General features: G+C 62.4%; 17 protein-coding genes. 2 read left to right on the forward strand and 15 right to left on the reverse strand.

Annotation, left to right across the window (positions count from 1 at the left end; all coding sequences use genetic code 11):
• The first annotated feature begins 6 nt into the window (after positions 1-6).
• Complete coding sequence (locus tag ACZ881_RS05415; protein WP_178996669.1) at positions 7-1,245, forward strand: sensor histidine kinase; 1,239 nt, start codon at positions 7-9, stop codon at positions 1,243-1,245.
• 48 nt (positions 1,246-1,293) lie between these two features.
• The gene (locus tag ACZ881_RS05420) at positions 1,294-1,977 is read left to right on the forward strand and encodes a response regulator (protein WP_474659834.1); all 684 of its coding nucleotides are present in this window, start codon (positions 1,294-1,296) and stop codon (positions 1,975-1,977) included.
• Positions 1,978-1,989: 12 nt separating this feature from the next.
• Here ACZ881_RS05420 and ACZ881_RS05425 read toward each other — a convergent pair whose 3' ends face one another.
• The 15 genes from ACZ881_RS05425 to mmsA all read right to left on the reverse strand — a co-directional run bounded on the left by ACZ881_RS05425 (position 1,990) and on the right by mmsA (position 16,235).
• Positions 1,990-2,901 (reverse strand): hypothetical protein, encoded by a 912-nt coding sequence (locus tag ACZ881_RS05425; RefSeq protein WP_476113083.1) that lies wholly within the window; start codon positions 2,899-2,901, stop codon positions 1,990-1,992.
• Positions 2,898-4,151 carry a M16 family metallopeptidase gene (locus ACZ881_RS05430; protein WP_476113085.1) on the reverse strand — a complete coding sequence of 418 codons (1,254 nt, stop codon included), beginning with the start codon at positions 4,149-4,151 and terminating at the stop codon, positions 2,898-2,900. Before ACZ881_RS05430 ends, ACZ881_RS05425 begins: the two co-directional genes overlap by 4 nt.
• On the reverse strand, positions 4,148-5,002 hold the full coding sequence (locus tag ACZ881_RS05435; RefSeq protein WP_476113087.1) for a hypothetical protein: 855 nt from the start codon (positions 5,000-5,002) through the stop codon (positions 4,148-4,150). Before ACZ881_RS05435 ends, ACZ881_RS05430 begins: the two co-directional genes overlap by 4 nt.
• 8 nt (positions 5,003-5,010) lie before the next feature.
• Positions 5,011-5,649 carry a flavoprotein gene (locus ACZ881_RS05440; RefSeq protein ID WP_243836660.1) on the reverse strand — a complete coding sequence of 213 codons (639 nt, stop codon included), beginning with the start codon at positions 5,647-5,649 and terminating at the stop codon, positions 5,011-5,013.
• A 106-nt stretch (positions 5,650-5,755) separates the two neighbouring features.
• Entirely contained in the window at positions 5,756-5,929 is a 174-nt protein-coding gene (locus ACZ881_RS05445) for a hypothetical protein (RefSeq protein WP_476113089.1), read from the reverse strand.
• Between the two features lie 106 nt (positions 5,930-6,035).
• On the reverse strand, positions 6,036-6,209 hold the full coding sequence (locus ACZ881_RS05450; RefSeq protein WP_476113091.1) for a hypothetical protein: 174 nt from the start codon (positions 6,207-6,209) through the stop codon (positions 6,036-6,038).
• 112 nt (positions 6,210-6,321) lie between these two features.
• Entirely contained in the window at positions 6,322-7,281 is a 960-nt protein-coding gene (locus ACZ881_RS05455) for a T3SS effector HopA1 family protein (protein ID WP_476113093.1), read from the reverse strand.
• On the reverse strand, positions 7,278-8,387 hold the full coding sequence (gene lxmK / locus ACZ881_RS05460) for a class V lanthionine synthetase subunit LxmK (protein WP_476113095.1): 1,110 nt from the start codon (positions 8,385-8,387) through the stop codon (positions 7,278-7,280). Before lxmK ends, ACZ881_RS05455 begins: the two co-directional genes overlap by 4 nt.
• A 183-nt stretch (positions 8,388-8,570) precedes the next feature.
• The gene (locus ACZ881_RS05465) at positions 8,571-9,485 is read right to left on the reverse strand and encodes an ABC transporter permease (protein WP_091465035.1); all 915 of its coding nucleotides are present in this window, start codon (positions 9,483-9,485) and stop codon (positions 8,571-8,573) included.
• Positions 9,482-10,456, reverse strand: coding sequence for an ABC transporter ATP-binding protein (locus ACZ881_RS05470; protein WP_476113097.1), 975 nt, complete (start codon positions 10,454-10,456; stop codon positions 9,482-9,484). The genes ACZ881_RS05465 and ACZ881_RS05470 overlap by 4 nt, the downstream gene beginning before the upstream one ends.
• A gap of 109 nt (positions 10,457-10,565) precedes the next feature.
• A complete protein-coding gene (locus ACZ881_RS05475; protein ID WP_476113099.1) occupies positions 10,566-11,690 on the reverse strand; it encodes a thioesterase domain-containing protein in 1,125 nt (374 codons plus the stop codon).
• Positions 11,691-11,737: 47 nt separating this feature from the next.
• Positions 11,738-12,310: an orotate phosphoribosyltransferase gene (gene pyrE, locus ACZ881_RS05480; RefSeq protein WP_091465032.1), complete on the reverse strand. Its 573-nt coding sequence runs from the start codon at positions 12,308-12,310 to the stop codon at positions 11,738-11,740.
• A 5-nt stretch (positions 12,311-12,315) separates the two neighbouring features.
• A complete protein-coding gene (locus tag ACZ881_RS05485) occupies positions 12,316-13,299 on the reverse strand; it encodes a LacI family DNA-binding transcriptional regulator (RefSeq protein ID WP_476113101.1) in 984 nt (327 codons plus the stop codon).
• A gap of 117 nt (positions 13,300-13,416) precedes the next feature.
• Positions 13,417-14,700: a multiple monosaccharide ABC transporter permease gene (gene mmsB, locus ACZ881_RS05490; RefSeq protein ID WP_476113103.1), complete on the reverse strand. Its 1,284-nt coding sequence runs from the start codon at positions 14,698-14,700 to the stop codon at positions 13,417-13,419.
• A gap of 5 nt (positions 14,701-14,705) precedes the next feature.
• Positions 14,706-16,235, reverse strand: a complete 1,530-nt coding sequence (mmsA, locus tag ACZ881_RS05495; RefSeq protein WP_476113105.1) for a multiple monosaccharide ABC transporter ATP-binding protein — start codon at positions 16,233-16,235, stop codon at positions 14,706-14,708.
• Positions 16,236-16,308: the final 73 nt, after the last annotated feature.

Genomic DNA, 16,308 nt, shown 5'->3' on the forward strand with positions numbered 1-16,308 from the left:
GGGTGAATGAGTAGGACGAACTGGCTCGCGGACGTCAAACCCCTGCCCGGAGGGTGGGTTCTTCGCTCGGCCATCGTTCTGGCAACCTTGCTTTTTTTGGCGTTGGGGATTCGCTGGCAACAACACGATCTTTCGTCGTTTCAGGGATGGCTGGAGCTGGTAGTCCCGTACCTGCCGCTTCTCGCGCTACTGCTCGGTGCCATGCAAGCGGCTGTTGCCTGGTGCCTCTCCCTGGCGGTCATCACGATCCTGGGCGGAGACGCTTCCCTCCTGGTGGCGATGATCTTCCCCACCATGGTGGTGGTGGCTTTCTGTTCCTTCCTTCTTCCGTGGAAGCTGGCCATCAATTTTTCGTTGTTCGTGCCCAGCGTCTTGCTGGGACTGTACATATCAACGCCTGAGATGGCCGACCAACCGGCAGTGCTGCTGGCCCTGGTGGTCTTCCTTGCGGCCGCAGCATGGCGCAGCGTCAACGTCTACCGGCATCGCTACGAACAAAGCACACACCACATCCGTGATTTGCAGGAGCAACAGGCGCAAGTCCGCAGTGAGGAAAGGACCCGTCTGGCCCATGAGCTTCACGACATCGTGGCCCACGACGTGACCATCATTGCCATGCAAGCGCGACGCGCTGAGTTCGTGAACGACCAGGCAAAGACATCCCAAATCCTGGAGGGCATTGGAAATGCAGCGCAGCAGACCCTGCAGGATCTGCGCAGTCTTGTGACCCTTCTCAAGGAAGAGGAAAGGGACGAGCCGGGAAGCGGTTCGCAGACACCGGACCGCGAAGGGCAGGACACTGATTTCCTGGATGCTCCAGCGATGTCCGGTGAAACCACCACCGCCGTGGGCTTGGTCCATGACCTCGACGGAGTGGTCGAAGCATTGGATCGGGCAGGCTTCCAGGTGAGCCTCGTCGTCGAGGGCGAAGTAGCCCGGATTCCGGCCAGCCTGCGCCAGGCGCTTCGCCGGACGGTACGGGAAATGGGGACCAACGTGCTCAAACACGCCGACCCGTCCGGGATAGTGGATCTGCGCTTGTCTGTAGGGGCCGATCGCGTGCAACTGGCATCAGAGAACACGGTCTCCACCGCGGAGCCGATCATGTCTTCCCGGACCGGGCTTGAGGCTATGAGTGCCCGCTGCGAAGTGTTCGGAGGATTCATGGACGTCGGCCTCAGGGACGGGCGCTGGACCACCGCGGTGTCCATCCCGCTGGAAGGCTTGGCGTCCGCCAATTCGTGATCGCATTTATGGGAGGATTGGCTCCGTGACTGACATTGGGGGATCAGTATGACGCGAGTGTTGTTGGTGGATGATGAGCTGTTGGCGCGGGAGATCCTGCGTGATTACCTCTCGTCGGACCCGTCCATCGAGGTCGTAGGTGAGGCGTCGGATGGGCGCGTGGCGGTGGTCCAGGCAGCTTCGCTTCGCCCGGATGTGATCCTGATGGATATGCAGATGCCGGTGATGGACGGTGTGGCTGCAACGGCCCAAATCCATGCAGACTTCCCGGAAATCGCCATCCTGGGGTTGAGCACCTTCTCGACGGATCGCTACGTGGTAGACCTATTGCGTGCTGGAGCGTCAGGTTACCTGGTCAAGGACACGCTGCCCAAGGAGATCACTGCCGCCATCCACACTGTGATGGCCGGTGAGTCCGTACTATCCTCCAAAGTGACACGGCATGTTGTGACAGGGCTGGCGGAGTCCGTCCCGGCCGAAGTCGTTCCAGACCCGAAGCTCGTGGACGCGTTGACCAAGAAGGAGCTGGAGGTGATCCAGTTGCTGGGACGTGGAATGAGCAACCGGGAGATGGCTGCAGAGCTCTTCGTGACAGAGTCCACCATCAAGGCGCGGTTCGTGAACGTGATGGAGAAACTCGGCGTGAGGGATCGGGTGCAGATCCTTGTAGCCGCCGTCGAAGGAGGGCTCGTGGACCTTAGCCCCGGTTCGCGGACAGGGCTGGGTTCGTAGGACCCGGACAAGCTAGCTGCGGCCCAAGATCTCCTTGATGGGCCGAACCAAGCCTTCGACGGCCTGCTCAATGGCAGCTGGGGCCACATGGTCGACGGCGGTATCCGGACTGCGGACGAGCTCGCCACCCCATCCCATCACCTCGTAATGGGCAAGGGAACGGGCCAGTTCAAGCGGGGACTGCCACGCGCGATTTAGATTCGTGCGGGCAAATTCCCTGGCCTGCTCCACAGCTTCCAAGTGCTCCGCAACACTGAATCCAGCCACTGTTGATAGCGCCGTTTCCAGAACGGCCGACCCGTTGGGCCGGGACGCGATGACTTGCCACGTCACCGTTGCCGTAGAGCCCTCCAGCCCCCGGCCGGCTTGAAGGATTGCTTGGTACCCGGACTTTTGAATGGCGTCGGGCAGCAGGGTTCCCGGTCCTCCGGCGATCAGGCAGATGGCCAGGAAAGTTGCGGCGAACCCGACGTTCGCGGCCGGGTCCTGACCGATGATGAATGTCTGCTCGAATCCTTGTGCCGTGGTCTGCTTCATGGTGCTCCGGAACGCTTGCTGAGGAGAGGGAGACACTTCTCCCTTGCGTTCCCACAGGCGGCCTTCAAGATCTTCCAGGACGCTGGCAGTACCCACAACAGCGAGCACTGGGTCACCAAATATTCCCAACTGCCCGGTGTTCATGACATCTTCAATCCAGCTCCGTGCAGCAACCTCCGGCAGTGTCGCCGTCATCACCACGGCGCCGTCACCGGGCGTCCATGTCACGGAAACCGGCTGCTTGGCTGGCCCGCCCTGTTCCCCGGCCCGGGTAACGGCATCACGCAGGCGCGGGACGCCGTCGGAAGCAGTCCGCCAGCCCATCGACACGGTGGTGAAGCGGGAACGCCGGTCAACCTGGCCAAAGTACCGGCGAGTGGTGATCATTGGAGAATCTCCTCGGAGGGCTGGACGGTCAGTGTCACGGAGTCCTGATCGGCGAGACGCCGTGCCGCGGCGGTGACTATGGGCCTTAGCCGCGCGGCGTCGTCGGATATTTCGGCGAGGGACTCCGCCAGTTCAGCGGCGAACGTCGGGGTCCCCCTCAGGAGCACGTCACGTGTGACGGTCCGCGCGAGCCGTTGGTCATCGTGGGTGAACCTTTCCATCCGGAGTACTGCGCGACGGGCCGCAAGCATGATGGCTGCATCATCCGCAATAGCCAACGCCCGGAATCTCTCGGGAGGATCAATGGCCTGTCCGGTGTCATCGACCAAGACAAACAGGTCGTCCCGGGTCAGGTCCCCTGGCCCGAACAAGCCAACGCTGGCGTCAAGACCATCCTGCTGGGAGAGCAGCTCAGCTGCCACAAGGTCGCCGAGGAGGTCCGGACCTGCCGAATCCCCAATCGCTGCCGCTGTAGCGGAGAGTACGCGTGTGGATTCGACCTCGATGGAGTAGATCGTGGACGTCGACCCACCCCTGCGGACGGAGTTTTGGAGCACGGGAACCAAGGGCTCCTCGTCTGAAATTCCCGAGAACGGCGCGGCCAGCAACCGGAGCGCTTCCAAGGGATCCTCCGATGTCACCGCCGTCAAAACGGCTTCCGAGGGACGGTAAAGGCGGCGATGAAGAGCTCGTAGCTTTTCACGGGTAACCCGGGCTGCGAGGTCACTATCGCCAGTGCCGTCGTGACCGTTGGGGTGGTCCGCCCAATAGCGTGCAGTCAGGTGCGGCCACGGCAAGACTCCCCCCGGAGCTTGAGCCAGACGTTGAGCCCGTTCTGTCGCAACGGCACCTATTTGTTCAGTTATCTGATGCTGCGTCAGCGCGGGACGGAACACCTGCTCAACCAGGCGATTGGCGATCTGTTCGAGGTGTCCACTGGGACCGGTTTCGTAGAACTCGGAATAGTCCATGTGCGTATTACCGCCGAGGACTCCCCCGGCCTTGTGAACGGAAACCTGCCGTTCGGATGCCGTGACGTTTTCGCTGTCCTGGTAGACCATGTGTTCGAGGAGGTGCAGCATGCCTTCCTCTCCCGGCATTTCATGGCGCATTCCCGCCGGCACCCCGAGGCTCATGGAAATGATGCGGGCGGAAGGATCGTGGATGGCGATCAGCCTTGTCCCGGTGTCCGATCGCATGCCGTACACAGCTCGGCCGTCCAGTGTGCCGAGAACGGAAGGGGTAGTCATCGCACCTCCATGGTGGTGTCCAAGTACGAGCCAGCGAGGCGCAGCAGTGCCTTCGCCTGGGCTTCGCCTGCGCCGGCGTAGTGGTGCCAGTCGTAGGCATGCTGGGCGATCCTGAAGGCCAGTGCCGGGCCAATCCCGGACTGTCCGGGAGCTGCCCCGCATGTTTCCAGGAAACCGTTGCGCATTTCGTCGAGGGCTGGCCGGAGCGCAGGGTGGAAGGCGTGCAGTTCCGCCATCTCTCCGAGCACCCAGGCGATGTCATAGCCGGGGTGGGCAAGCCCGAGGTCCTCACCGGTGAGAAGCGAGCCGGCGGCGCCATCGGGGGTCACCACCCAGTGGGCCATCCCGGGATATCCGTGAACCACCACTTGGTCAGGGCTGGAAAGCATGGACTTGATCCAACGACGGATCTCCAACAGGCCGATTTCGCCCAGGACTTCGCGCGCCGGCGCCCATGTCCCTCCCAGCCAGGGCTCCGCGCGCTGGACGGTTCGTGGCGTGCTTTCAGGAAAGTCGCCGATGAGGGACGCATTTTCATGGAGACAGCTCAAAGCAGTACCCCACAGCCGCCCTGCTGCCTTGAGATTTGCAGGCTCTCCTGCCGTGATGAGGTCGAAGACCGTGGACCCGGCCGGCGTCGAGTAAGAACGGTGGCGATCACCCCCGACACCTACTACCAGGAGGTCAGTACAGGGGACAGAATCGATGCTGACCGGCAGGGAAGAGAAGGGAATCGGCACTCCGACGCCGAGGCTATGCACCCATTCATAGGCCCCTCCGACCTCGTAGACACCCGTGGACAGCAGATCCGTCCGGGTCGAGCGGATGACGGCCTTCTGCCGGGAATTCATCGCGGCGCTCATACCGTAGCCGCGTCTTTGGTCATCCCCGCACGTAGGAGCCGTTCTTCTTCCAGCCGGCGCATCACGGCAGGGAACGACGGCGGCACCCAGGCCAAGGCGACGTCGCTGGACTCGCTGGGGCCAGGGACGGGGTCAATAACCAGGAAATTCTCCGGCATACGCAGTTTCCTGAGGGTCTCGGCAACAATCGGGTTCGCCAAGGCTCGCGGCGGCAAGGCCGGAGCGATGCAGACCTGGGCCTCCGTAGTCATTGCTGCCAGCAACGACGGCGAATCAGCGATGCCATGAGCCAAGCGCGATGAATAGTCCAGGGTTGCCGGATAGACCAGGATGAGGTCCGCCCACTCTGCCAAATCGATGTGCGCAGCAATGAGCTCTTCCCCCCAGCTATCGGCCTGTACACGGGATTTCAGCCGGGACTCAATGCTGTGACGGGTGATAAAACGCTGCGCGGAGTCCCGCATGATCACCTTGAACTCTGTTTCCGGTGCCGCGGAAACAGCCCATTCAATCCAGAAGGGCATTACTTGGGTGACTGCCGAGCCTGTGAGAATCAGGGCAACCTTGGAGTATCCGAAGGCTTCGAGGGTGAGGTCCGCCCATATCGGACGGGGACTGCTGTCAGTGGTGGTCATGGCAGGTCTCAGCATTCAGGAGGGTGGGTCGGACAGAAATGGGTCAGGAGGCGCCAGCGTGATGTTTCCACCACCTCGCTGGCGCCTTCCCCGTGTTCAGGCCTGCCTAGCAGCCCATGGTCAGGGTTGCGCCGATGATCACCCCTGCACAGAACGGCGTGGTGGCCGGCGCGTCGGTGGCTGCGTCGCCGCCGAGCTCGTCAGCAGCCGTAAAGGTGCTGTGCGCCCGGGCCAAGTCGGTGAGGTCGGCCTGCGGGATGTCAGTGATGGTGTTCGCCATGATGGTGTCTCCTTTTGATGGCACCACGTGGTGGGTGCGTCCGGGGTGCTAATGAATGTTGCTTGTGGTTGTAACGCCGTTTGGTTGGGATGCCGCCCTGGGAGGGTTAGCAGCCGGCACCGAGTGTGGCGCCAACGATGATGCCGATGCACAGCGGCGAGGTTGCGGGAGCTTCGCTGGCAGCGTCGCCGCCGAGCTCGTCAGCAGCCGCGAAGGTGCTGTGGGCGCGTGCAAGATCGGTCAGGCCGGCCTGGTGGAAGTTAACGATTGCGTTGGACATGGTGTCTCCTGTTTGGTTTGCTTCCCATCTGAGTGGGAAGGGTTTTCTTTTCTGGGTTCCTCATGGGAGGTCTTTGGGTGCCCGGGCGGCGGTAGTCCACTGCCCGGAGTCGTCACTGGCCCGTGTTGTATCCAGGCCGGTGAGGGTTGATGCGGGCCGTTTGCGCTTCTTCAAACCAAGCGGGTTCGAGGTCGGTTTTTTCCACGGACGCACGGAGGAGTGCGTCCGCCAGTACCCTTGAGCGGTGCTGTCCGAAGCTGAGGCCCCGGTACGCCGGACGAGGATCCCTTGGTTCCATGGCAAGTGCCAGGCGGTCTCCCACGTGATGGGTGAAAACCGAGACAGGCGTGTCGTGCGCGGACAAGGATGAAACGGCAGTGCGAACAGGGGAAGCCGCGGCGTCTGAATCGATGGCTGACACGTAAATGACCATCGCGTCACTGCGTGGGAAAGCGAGGGATGACGAAAGGGTCTTTACCTGGTGGCTAAGACCGCTGGCGGCAAGGGCTCCAAGAACTTTCGGCCACACTTCAAGCGCCTCAGAGGCCGTGACGCAGGATATGTACAGCCTTGAAGCGTCCACGTGGTTCACCGAACCGTTGGCCCCGAGCGCAAGAAGGAATCCGGGGGTGGCGCGGCTTCGCCAACTGGGAACACGTACCCCGACGATTTCGTCCAGAGGGTTGCGTACCAGGGCCTCTTCGGGAAAGAGGACCTTCACTCCGGAGAGCTTCACCGCCTGGTGCGGAACGCCTTGGACGGACGTCCCTGCCTGCGTCCTCGCCGACGCCGACTGGATAACGGTGCGGTGCGGAATGGCATCAATAAGTGCCGCCGCAAGGTCCTGGTGGCCGGTTCCTGGCACGGTCTCGATGCCCGGGTGCCCGACATGGAGGTGTGTGTAGATCGCCCCGGCCACCTGCGAGCGCAACTCGGTGAGGCTGGTGGCACGAAGTGTGGTGGAGCCTATTCCGGCGGTGAGCCGATGGGCGTCAACGGAAACCCTGTGTTGCAGGGACGCCAACACCTGTCCGAATGAAGTCGGTGTTGGAGCGTTGAGTGTGACGGTCATCGAGGTGTCCTTTCGAAACCGAGGGCGCTGACGTAGTGGCCGGGCGAAAGCAGTGCCTCCCGCCCAACGCCCGCAGCTGCCCGTTCGATGCCGGGGAGCCGGGACACCATGGGAGCCCTGGTGATGGTTCTGTCCACGAGATGCCATCCCAAGTGGGCAGTAGCGCGAACCGGCAGATCCGGATCTTCGTAATTGGCATGATCGGCATAGGAGGTCCACATCCGGCGGATTGACGGAACAATGGCAGCCATCCGTTCGGCGATGCGTGCCGACGCGCTTTCGTCGTCGAACCTGGCTGGGGGTGCGGAGGCCCCTCCGCGGGTAGTCACAGTGTCCAGGACCGCCCTGTAGATCCACTCACCTGCAAGCATTCCAAGGTCCCGGGCAGGATCGCCGAGTCCAAACTCCTCCCAGTCAAGGACACACAGGCTCCCGTTGTGGAGATGGAACTGATCAAGGCGCAAGTCGCCGTGGATGGGGCGTTCTTGGTGCTTCCGTTCCGATGCCCTCAGCCGGTCCGCAGCGGCAACCAGCTCCCGGTCATTCTGCAGTTCTGCCCAGAGGGCCATCTCCGCCACTGTGAACTCAAGGTAGCGAGTGTGCGGAACGCCAACCGCGAGCATTTCCACGGGTGGGCTTGGAGGTGCCGAGCGCTCCAACCCAAAGGTAGGACCGGCGTGGAGCCGGGCGAGCAATGCGCCCGCTTCCTCCGGAAAGGTGTCCGGCATGGACTCCTCCACCAGCAACTGCGCCAGGCTGGTTCCGGGGCAGTGTTCAAAAACCAGGAGGCCATTCTTAGCGTCGCTGCCGATGAGCTGAGGCGTTGCCGGCGCACATTCCGGGGACTGCTCGGCAAATGCGGCGAAGGCAACCGACCGGCCGAAAGACATCGGGCCGGAAGCCTGCGCTGAGATGTGCTTGACGAAGACCTTTTCCCCGCTCCGCAGCCTCATGTTCCACGTGCCGTTGCGGCCGGCGAAAGCCGCCGGGGCGATGTCTGCCACTGCTTCTCGGCCGTGGCCTGCAAGGACAGTGGTCGCCAAGCCGGCTGCGTGGCGTGCGGCCGGAGTGGTGGACTGCGGGTGCGGAGCTGTGGCGGTCATCATGAGGGTCTCCATCAGAGCAGCAGGGTGGTTACCGCATAGGCGGCCAGGATGCCGACCAGCAGAAGGGCGATGTTGCGGATGAGCTTCTTGGTGGCCAGTGACTGGTTGCGCTTGTTGTCAGACATGGTTTTTCCTATCTGGAGCCCGATGAGCCGGGCCCGTGGACTAAGTGTCGAGTTGGGGCTAGGCCATCTCGTCGGAGGTGAGGGACTGTTGCAGGGAAACCCGTGAGCCGGTGCGCAGTGCGTTGTTCCGGTAAATTACGGTGGCCAACCAGAACAGCGCGGGAATCGCCGCCACCGATATGCCGGCGGCCAGCACCATCTCCCACGTGGATACGTCTTCCAGCGCGAAGCGCATCGGCATGAGGTAGGAGGAGAACAGCGGCACGAAGGATAGTCCTTCCAGCCACGGGTTCCCCATGTTCATGGGCAGGACGTAGAGGGAGACCACCAAGAGCACCATTTGCAGGACGGACAGCGGCATGACCGCTGTGCCCAGATCCTCTTGCCGGGAGACCGTCGAAGCGAGAGTTGTGTTCAAAGCTGCGAATATCACGTAGCCCAAGAGGAACCAGAGGATGAACCACAGCAGGCTGGGTCCCACGGCGACGTTGATGAGGGACCAGCCCCCCACAACGCTGAACCCCACCACGGCGGCGCCACCGATCGCCAGCAGTTGGACAAGGGTGACCAGCCCAATGCCGATCATCTTTCCAGCCAGTAGCGGGACGATGCCGATCTTGGTAAGCAGGATCTCCACGATCCTTGACGACTTCTCCTCCACCACCCCGGAGGTCAGGCTCGATGCCGAGTAGACCAAGGATGCCAGCAATGCGCTGATCATGGCGGTGGCGAAGATGGCGCGGGGGTCAAAGCTCATTGCCCCGGTCCCGCCGAATGAGTCCACAAGGAACCATCCGCCGATCCCGGCAACAGCGCCGGCGAAAAGGGCCAGAAGCCCTGTTGCAGTGAGTATGGTCCGGTTCCCCAGCCGGGTAAGGATCTCGCGCCGTATGATCAGGCGCGTCTCACGTAGTCCACTCCCGGAAGAAGGAGCGGCGCTTCGGGTTGTGCGATCAAATGTTGTTGCGCTCATTGCGATACTCCAACTTTGTCGAGGGAGCGCTCCGCCCCCGGGGTGATACCTGGACCGGACGAAATGAACTTGCCGGCAAGCAGGTCAGCCAATGACCTCTGTGCGGACTCAATGCTCTTCAGCCCACCGTGCCGTTGCGCTGCTGCAAGGATTTCGCCAGGCACGTCCCGCCCTGAGCCGTCCACCGAGACGAGGACCGTGGTGCGGTCGGCGGCGGAAAACTCCACGTTGACGCCCCGGGCCATCGAGACTTCAGCGGCGAACGAATCTGCCGTGCGGGAGAAGCCGAGCCGCCAGCGGCTTTTACCGTCGTCCTGCAGCTCCACGACACTGCCGCTCGCCGTCACACGACCGCGATCGAGAATGCAGACCTTGTCGCACAGGCGCTCTACGAGCTCAAGTTGGTGTGAGGAAAAGAGAACCCCGACGCCCCGGTCCGCCTGCTCCCGGATGAGTCGGGACATGGTTTCGACGGCGATGGGATCCAACCCCGAGAATGGCTCGTCCAGCACCAGGAGTGCCGGGTCCCCCACTAAGGCGACGGCCAGCTGGACGCGCTGCTGGTTTCCCAAGGAGAGGTCCTGGACTAAAGCCTGCTCACGGCCTTGCAGGCCGAGGGAGACGATGAGTTCGTCTGCAACCTCACGTGCGGCGCCGGCTTGGTGCCCTTCCAGCAGTGCGAAGTGAATGATCTGGTCCCTCACCGGCATCTGGGGGTAGAGGCCTCGTTCCTCGGGCATGTACCCGATGCGCCTCCGGTCCTTGGCTGTGATGGGCAAGGCTTCCCAGATGACTTCGCCGTGGTCCGGGGTCAGCAGACCAAGGATCACGCGCATGGTGGTGGTCTTACCTGCACCGTTGCCGCCGATGAATCCCACGATCTCCCCGCGATGGACCGTGAGGTCCACATCGTGGAGGACCCTGCGGTCACCGAAGCTGCGGCTGATGCCCGTGAGCTGTAGGCCGTTCATACTTCGCTCCTCGAAATTCGTTCTTGTTTCCTGTCAAGAACGACGCTACGGAGGATCGGGGATATCCACCCTGTACTCGAGTACAGAGCTCACTTGTACAAAAGTTCACCTAGGCCGGGCGGATGACCTTACCGTTGGGCTCTTGGTATGACGGCTCCTGGGGCTCGGGCGGGAGCGGCTGGAGCTCATCCTGGACGCGTTCCAGCAGCGGCCGGTAGATGCTGCCGTTCCACTGCGGGCTGGCATGGGCGGGCCGGGCGCCTTCCGTGCTGAGCGTGGGCATCGCCATGTTGGCTCCGAAGACTTTGCTCCACCCCGCACGCGCCGACTCATAATCCACGGTGGCGTCCCTGGCGTTGCCTATGAAAGCCATCTTGGAGCCCCCGATTTTTCCCGCCAGCCGGAGGCCGTCAAAGTGGTAGATGTACGCCGACTCCGTCTGTATCAGGACGCTGGACGGGGCGATCGGCGATAGTTGCTCCAGGCTTTGGTCCAGAATCTGGCGCCAGGTGCGCTCATCCTTATGCGCCACCCGCTCCCCCAGTTCGTAGCCGCCGCGCAGGACCGAAGGGATTCGGAAGCCATTCTCGTAAAGGAACACCACGCCGTCGAACCAGCTCTGGTCCAGGACGTCGGCACGGCTGAACGGACTCGAATCCAAGACGATCAATTGCGTCTCGACGCCGTGCAACTCCAGCAGGCGGGCGGCGACCTGGGTGGCGAGCATTCCGCCGAAGCTGTGGCCGTAAAAGTACAGCTTCTCCAGTTCCAGTTCACGGACGTGCAGGATGATTTCGCGAACTATTTCGTCCACGTCCAGGCCCAGGTTTGAATATCCGACGGCGGCAAGGCGGCCGCGCTGATGAAGGGCAGGACGCAGTGAGTTGAGTATCCACTGGGCCTCTTCCCAGCTGGTTTTATAGCCCGGAAAGAGGATCCAGCTGGCCTTGGGGAAGTACAGGTCCGAGTACGGATCCGGAACGCGGAGGATCTTGGTGGCCCGCCGCTCGGCCTGAACGCGCCGGGTGAAAAGCATGTCCGCGGCGAGCGCTCCCGAGGCTCCGGCGGTGATGAGGAAATTGCGGCGGGACGTTTTCTTCAGCCGGGCAGCGTAGGGCAGGATCCGGGCCCATGAGCCCGGATCCTCGGCCTGCTCCGGTTCCGGAGTCGCCGGCGTGGGGAGGTTTTCGTTCACCTCCGGCGGCGCCGTGAGCTTCCCTACTTGAACGTCCACGCAGCAAGCATAGGCTTCGTGGGCACTGCCTTACAGCCCCGTAGTTCCTAGTTGAGGCCCAGTTCATCCTTGCCGAAGGCGAAGAGGTACGGCACGCCGGTTTCGGCTTCGATCTTCTCTTTGGCGCCGGTGTTGCGGTCCACGATCACGGCCACTGCCACAACGTTGCCGCCCGCTTTACGGACACCTTCGACGGCGGTCAGTGCGGACCCGCCGGTGGTGGACGTATCCTCGAGAACCACTACGTTGCGGCCTTCAACCGAGGGGCCTTCCACCTGGCGGCCCATGCCGTAGGACTTCTGGGCCTTGCGGACAACGAAGGCGTCCACGGCACGGCCGGCGTCGGCAGCGGCGTGCATCACAGCGGTACCTACGGGGTCGGCACCCATGGTGAGCCCGCCGGCGCACTCAACTGACACGCCGGCGTCGTCGATCATTGCCAACATGACCTGACCCACCAGCTTGGAGGCCTCGTGGTGCAAGGTGATGCGACGGAGGTCGATGTAGTAGTCCGCTTCCTTACCGCTGGAGAGGATTACCTTGCCGCGGACCACCGCGAGTTCTTTGATGAGTTCAAGGAGGCGGGCGCGGGCAGCAGCAGTATCAGGCGTGGAAGTCATGGCTCCTAGTTTAGTGGGGCCGCCGTGGTGGCGCGGATCACCAGGCGGGGATTGACGATCTGATCGCCGATTCCGCCGTCGCCATCCAGTTGCTGCAGCACCGCTTCCATGCAACGGCGGCCGAGTTCCTCGAAGTCCTGCTTGATGGTGGTCAGGGGTGGCATGAAGAATTCGGCTTCCGGTTGGTCGTCATAGCCCACCACGCTGATGTCGCCCGGCACGTGCAGGCCGGCTTCCTGGACGGCGCGGAGTACACCCACTGCCATTTGGTCGTTCGCGACGAACACGGCCGTAACGGTGTGTTCTTTGATGAGGTCCAGCCCTGCGCGGTATCCCGATGCCGCGTCCCAGCCGCCTTGGAGCAGGATGTCCGCGCCCAAACCAGCCTGTGCCAGCGATTCCTGCCATCCCTTGATGCGCTCGGCGGCGTCGATCCAGTGCGGCGGGCCGGAGATGTGGGCGATACGCCGATGCCCCAAACCGATCAGGTGGTCAACAGCGAGGCGCGCTCCGAGCCGCTGGTTCAGTGATGCGCCCGTCAGCTGGTTGCCCGTGCCCGCCCCGACAGCCACGATCGGCACGGGAAAGGAAACATCGCGCAGGGCCGCGAGGACATCCGGGTGCGGAACCAGGATGACGATCCCGTCCACGGACTGGTTCCGGAAGTGCGCGATCGCATCGTTGACGCTGTCGTCGGTCACTTCCCGGAGGTTCGCGATGCTAACGAAGTAGCCTGCTTCACGCCCCGCTTGTTCGACTCCCAGGAGAGTGTTCGCGGGTCCGAACTGACCTGTCTCGCAGGCAAGCACGCCGATGGTCCGGGACCGCCGGGTGACCAGGCTGCGGGCGGCGGTGTTGCGGCGGTACCCAAGCTGCGCAATGGCTGATTCCACGCGTTCCTTGGTCTGGCCGCTGACGTTCGGATGGTTGTTCAGTACGCGGGAAACGGTTTGGTGCGAGACTCCTGCCATTTTTGCCACGTCACCCATGACGGGAGGCCTCGCCTTTTCGTCAGGCCTCCCCTTTTCGTCAGGCCTCGCAGCTGTGCCCGTCCCGGCCCCGGGCATTGCCCGGGGTCGGGACACTCCCCCTCTGGACATCAGCGACTATTTCGCGTCGACGACGACGGGCTCAGCCTTGGCGGGGGTGGTCGTTTCGGTTGCCGGAGGCGTGGTCTTCCACTTGAAGCGACGGCCCATGGAGGAGCCTCCGCCCGAACCGGTGCGGTTCTTGTTGAAGATGTCGAAGCCGACGGCGAGCAGCAGCACCAGGCCCTTGATGAGCTGCTGGTAATCCGTTCCCAAGCCAAGGATGGACATGCCGTTGTTGAGGACGCCCATGATCAGGCCGCCGATCATGGCGCCGGCTACTGTTCCGATGCCGCCTTGGACTGCAGCGCCGCCGATGAAGGCAGCAGCAATGGAATCGAGTTCGAAGCCGGTGCCGCCTGCGGGTTGTGCCGAGTTTAGGCGGGCCGTGAAGACCAGACCGGCCAGGGCGGCGAGGACACCCATGTTGACGAAGAGACGGAAGGTGACCTTTTTGGTCTTGATGCCCGAGAGCTCAGCTGCGTGGAGGTTGCCGCCGATCGCGTACGTGTGCCGGCCGAAGATGCTGTTGTTCATCAGTGCCGAATACACGATCACCAGGACAGCCAGGACGATCAGGACAATCGGGGTGCCACGGTAGCTGGCCAGCAGGAAGGTGATGATGAGCATCAGCACTGCGATGAACCCGTTCTTGACGGCAAACCATGCCATCGGTTCATTCTCCAGATTGAACTTGCGGCGCACTCGGCGTTCCTTGATGGCCTGGAACAAAATGGCAGCTGTACCGCCGACACCGAGGATGACCGTCAACCACTCCAGGACGGATGTGCCGCCGGAAATGTCCGGCAGGAAGCCGCCACCGAGGGCGCGCAATTCGTTCGGGAACGGGGTGATCTGCTGGTTCTTGAGGGTAATGAGAGTCAGGCCACGGAAGATCAGCATTCCCGCGAGGGTGACGATAAATGCGGGGATGCCCACATAGGCAATCCAGTAACCTTGCCACGCACCAACCAGCGCACCCACGAGGAGGCAGGCCGGGATGGCGAGCCACCATGCCCAGCCCCAATGGACGATCATCACGCCTGCTACAGCGCCGATGAAGCCTGCAATGGAGCCAACGGAGAGGTCGATGTGCCCGGCGATGATGACCATCACCATGCCGATGGCGAGGATCAGGATGTAGCTGTTCTGGACCACCAGGTTGGTGACGTTCTGCGGCTGGAGCAGGATGCCGTCGGTCAGTACCTGAAAAAGGATGACGATCAGGATCAGGGCGACGAAGATGCCAACCTGGCGAAGGCGGCTTGTGAGGAAGCCAAGGGATTCTCGTAGGGCGGACATGTTCGCTATTCCTTCTCTTGAGTCATGAAGTGCATGAGGGTTTCCTGGGTGGCTTCGGCGATGGGGACTTCGCCGGTGATGTGGCCCGCGGACAGCGTGTAGATCCTGTCGCAGATGCCCAGGAGCTCCGGAAGCTCAGAGGAGATCACAATGACGGCTTTCCCCGCCGCTGCGAGCTCCGCAATGATCGTGTAAATCTCAAACTTGGCGCCGACGTCGATGCCGCGGGTTGGTTCGTCCAGGATCAGGACGTCAGGGTCCGAAAACATCCATTTGCTCAGCACCACCTTTTGCTGGTTTCCACCTGAGAGCTTGCCGGTGATGGCAGCGACGGAAGGAGCTTTGATGTTCATGCTCTTCCGGTAGTGGTTGGCAACGGTGGTCTCCTTGTTGCCGTCCACCCAGCCTCGTTTGGCCAACTTGTTCAGTGCTGCCATGGAGATGTTCCGCTTGATGTCTTCAATAAGGTTCAGGCCGTAGTGCTTGCGGTCCTCGGTGGCGTACGCAATCCCGTGGTCGATTGCGTCGGAGACCGTGGACGTGTCGATTTCCTGGCCATACTTGTAGACCTTGCCCGATACCGCCCGCCCGTAAGTCCTGCCGAATACGCTCATGGCCAGCTCGGTCCTGCCAGCACCCATGAGCCCCGCAAGGCCTACTACTTCGCCCTTGCGGACATTGAGGCTGGCGTTGTTCACCACCATGCGGGAATGGTCCTGCGGGTGCTGGACTGTCCAGTCTTCGATGCGGAGGACTTCCTCGCCGATGTTGGGGGTCCGGTCCGGATAGAGGCTTTCGAGGTCGCGTCCAACCATGCCCCGGATGATGCGTTCCTGGGTGATCTGGCCTTGGTCCAAGCGCAGGGTCTCAATGGATTTTCCATCACGGATGATGGTGACGGCGTCGGCCACTTTGCGGATCTCGTTGAGTTTGTGGCTGATGATGATGCTGGTCACGCCCTGGCCCTTGAGGTGCAGGATGAGGTCCAGCAAGTGGTCCGAGTCTTCATCGTTCAGCGCCGCCGTGGGCTCATCCAGGATGAGGAGTTTCACCTCTTTGGACAGCGCCTTGGCGATCTCCACCAGCTGCTGCTTGCCAACACTGATGTGCTGGATGGGGGTGATCGGGTTTTCGCTGAGGCCTACGCGTGCCAGCAGCTTGGCGGCTTCCAGGTTGGTCTTCCGCCAGTCCACCCAGCCCCTATTGGCAAGCTCGTTGCCGAGGTAGATGTTCTCGGCGATGGACAGGTACGGGCTGAGGGCCAGTTCCTGGTGGATGATCACGATGCCGCGCTTCTCGCTGTCCGTGATGCTCGAAAACTCACAGGGCTCATTCTCGAAGAGGATGTCGCCGTCGAAAGTGTTGTGCGCGTAGACGCCGGACAGCACCTTCATGAGGGTGGACTTCCCTGCTCCGTTCTCGCCACAGATGGCGTGAACCTCACCCCGGTTAACGTCCAGGGTGACGTCCTGAAGGGCTTTTACCCCGGGGAAGGTCTTGGTGATTCCTCGCATTTGAAGAATGGGTACGTTCATCGTCAATTCCCGCTGACTGGTTGAAACTGGGCCAGGCCGAGGACTCGGAGGCTCTGGAGGAGGCTGTGGCCCC

This window comes from Paenarthrobacter sp. TE3676, from assembly GCF_056279165.1.

Bases quoted from the DNA above. Each gene is read 5' to 3' on its own strand.
- ACZ881_RS05470 (WP_476113097.1), bottom strand. From the start codon at position 10,456: ATGAACGGCCTACAGCTCACGGGCATCAGCCGCAGCTTCGGTGACCGC.
- ACZ881_RS05430 (WP_476113085.1), bottom strand. From the start codon at position 4,151: ATGACTACCCCTTCCGTTCTCGGCACACTGGACGGCCGAGCTGTGTAC.
- mmsA (WP_476113105.1), bottom strand. From the start codon at position 16,235: ATGAACGTACCCATTCTTCAAATGCGAGGAATCACCAAGACCTTCCCC.
- pyrE (WP_091465032.1), bottom strand. From the start codon at position 12,310: ATGACTTCCACGCCTGATACTGCTGCTGCCCGCGCCCGCCTCCTTGAA.
- ACZ881_RS05450 (WP_476113091.1), bottom strand. From the start codon at position 6,209: ATGTCCAACGCAATCGTTAACTTCCACCAGGCCGGCCTGACCGATCTT.
- ACZ881_RS05435 (WP_476113087.1), bottom strand. From the start codon at position 5,002: ATGAATTCCCGGCAGAAGGCCGTCATCCGCTCGACCCGGACGGATCTG.
- ACZ881_RS05420 (WP_474659834.1), top strand. From the start codon at position 1,294: ATGACGCGAGTGTTGTTGGTGGATGATGAGCTGTTGGCGCGGGAGATC.
- ACZ881_RS05455 (WP_476113093.1), bottom strand. From the start codon at position 7,281: ATGACCGTCACACTCAACGCTCCAACACCGACTTCATTCGGACAGGTG.
- ACZ881_RS05440 (WP_243836660.1), bottom strand. From the start codon at position 5,649: ATGACCACCACTGACAGCAGTCCCCGTCCGATATGGGCGGACCTCACC.
- ACZ881_RS05465 (WP_091465035.1), bottom strand. From the start codon at position 9,485: ATGAGCGCAACAACATTTGATCGCACAACCCGAAGCGCCGCTCCTTCT.
- ACZ881_RS05445 (WP_476113089.1), bottom strand. From the start codon at position 5,929: ATGGCGAACACCATCACTGACATCCCGCAGGCCGACCTCACCGACTTG.
- ACZ881_RS05485 (WP_476113101.1), bottom strand. From the start codon at position 13,299: ATGGGTGACGTGGCAAAAATGGCAGGAGTCTCGCACCAAACCGTTTCC.
- mmsB (WP_476113103.1), bottom strand. From the start codon at position 14,700: ATGTCCGCCCTACGAGAATCCCTTGGCTTCCTCACAAGCCGCCTTCGC.
- ACZ881_RS05425 (WP_476113083.1), bottom strand. From the start codon at position 2,901: ATGATCACCACTCGCCGGTACTTTGGCCAGGTTGACCGGCGTTCCCGC.
- ACZ881_RS05415 (WP_178996669.1), top strand. From the start codon at position 7: ATGAGTAGGACGAACTGGCTCGCGGACGTCAAACCCCTGCCCGGAGGG.
- lxmK (WP_476113095.1), bottom strand. From the start codon at position 8,387: ATGATGACCGCCACAGCTCCGCACCCGCAGTCCACCACTCCGGCCGCA.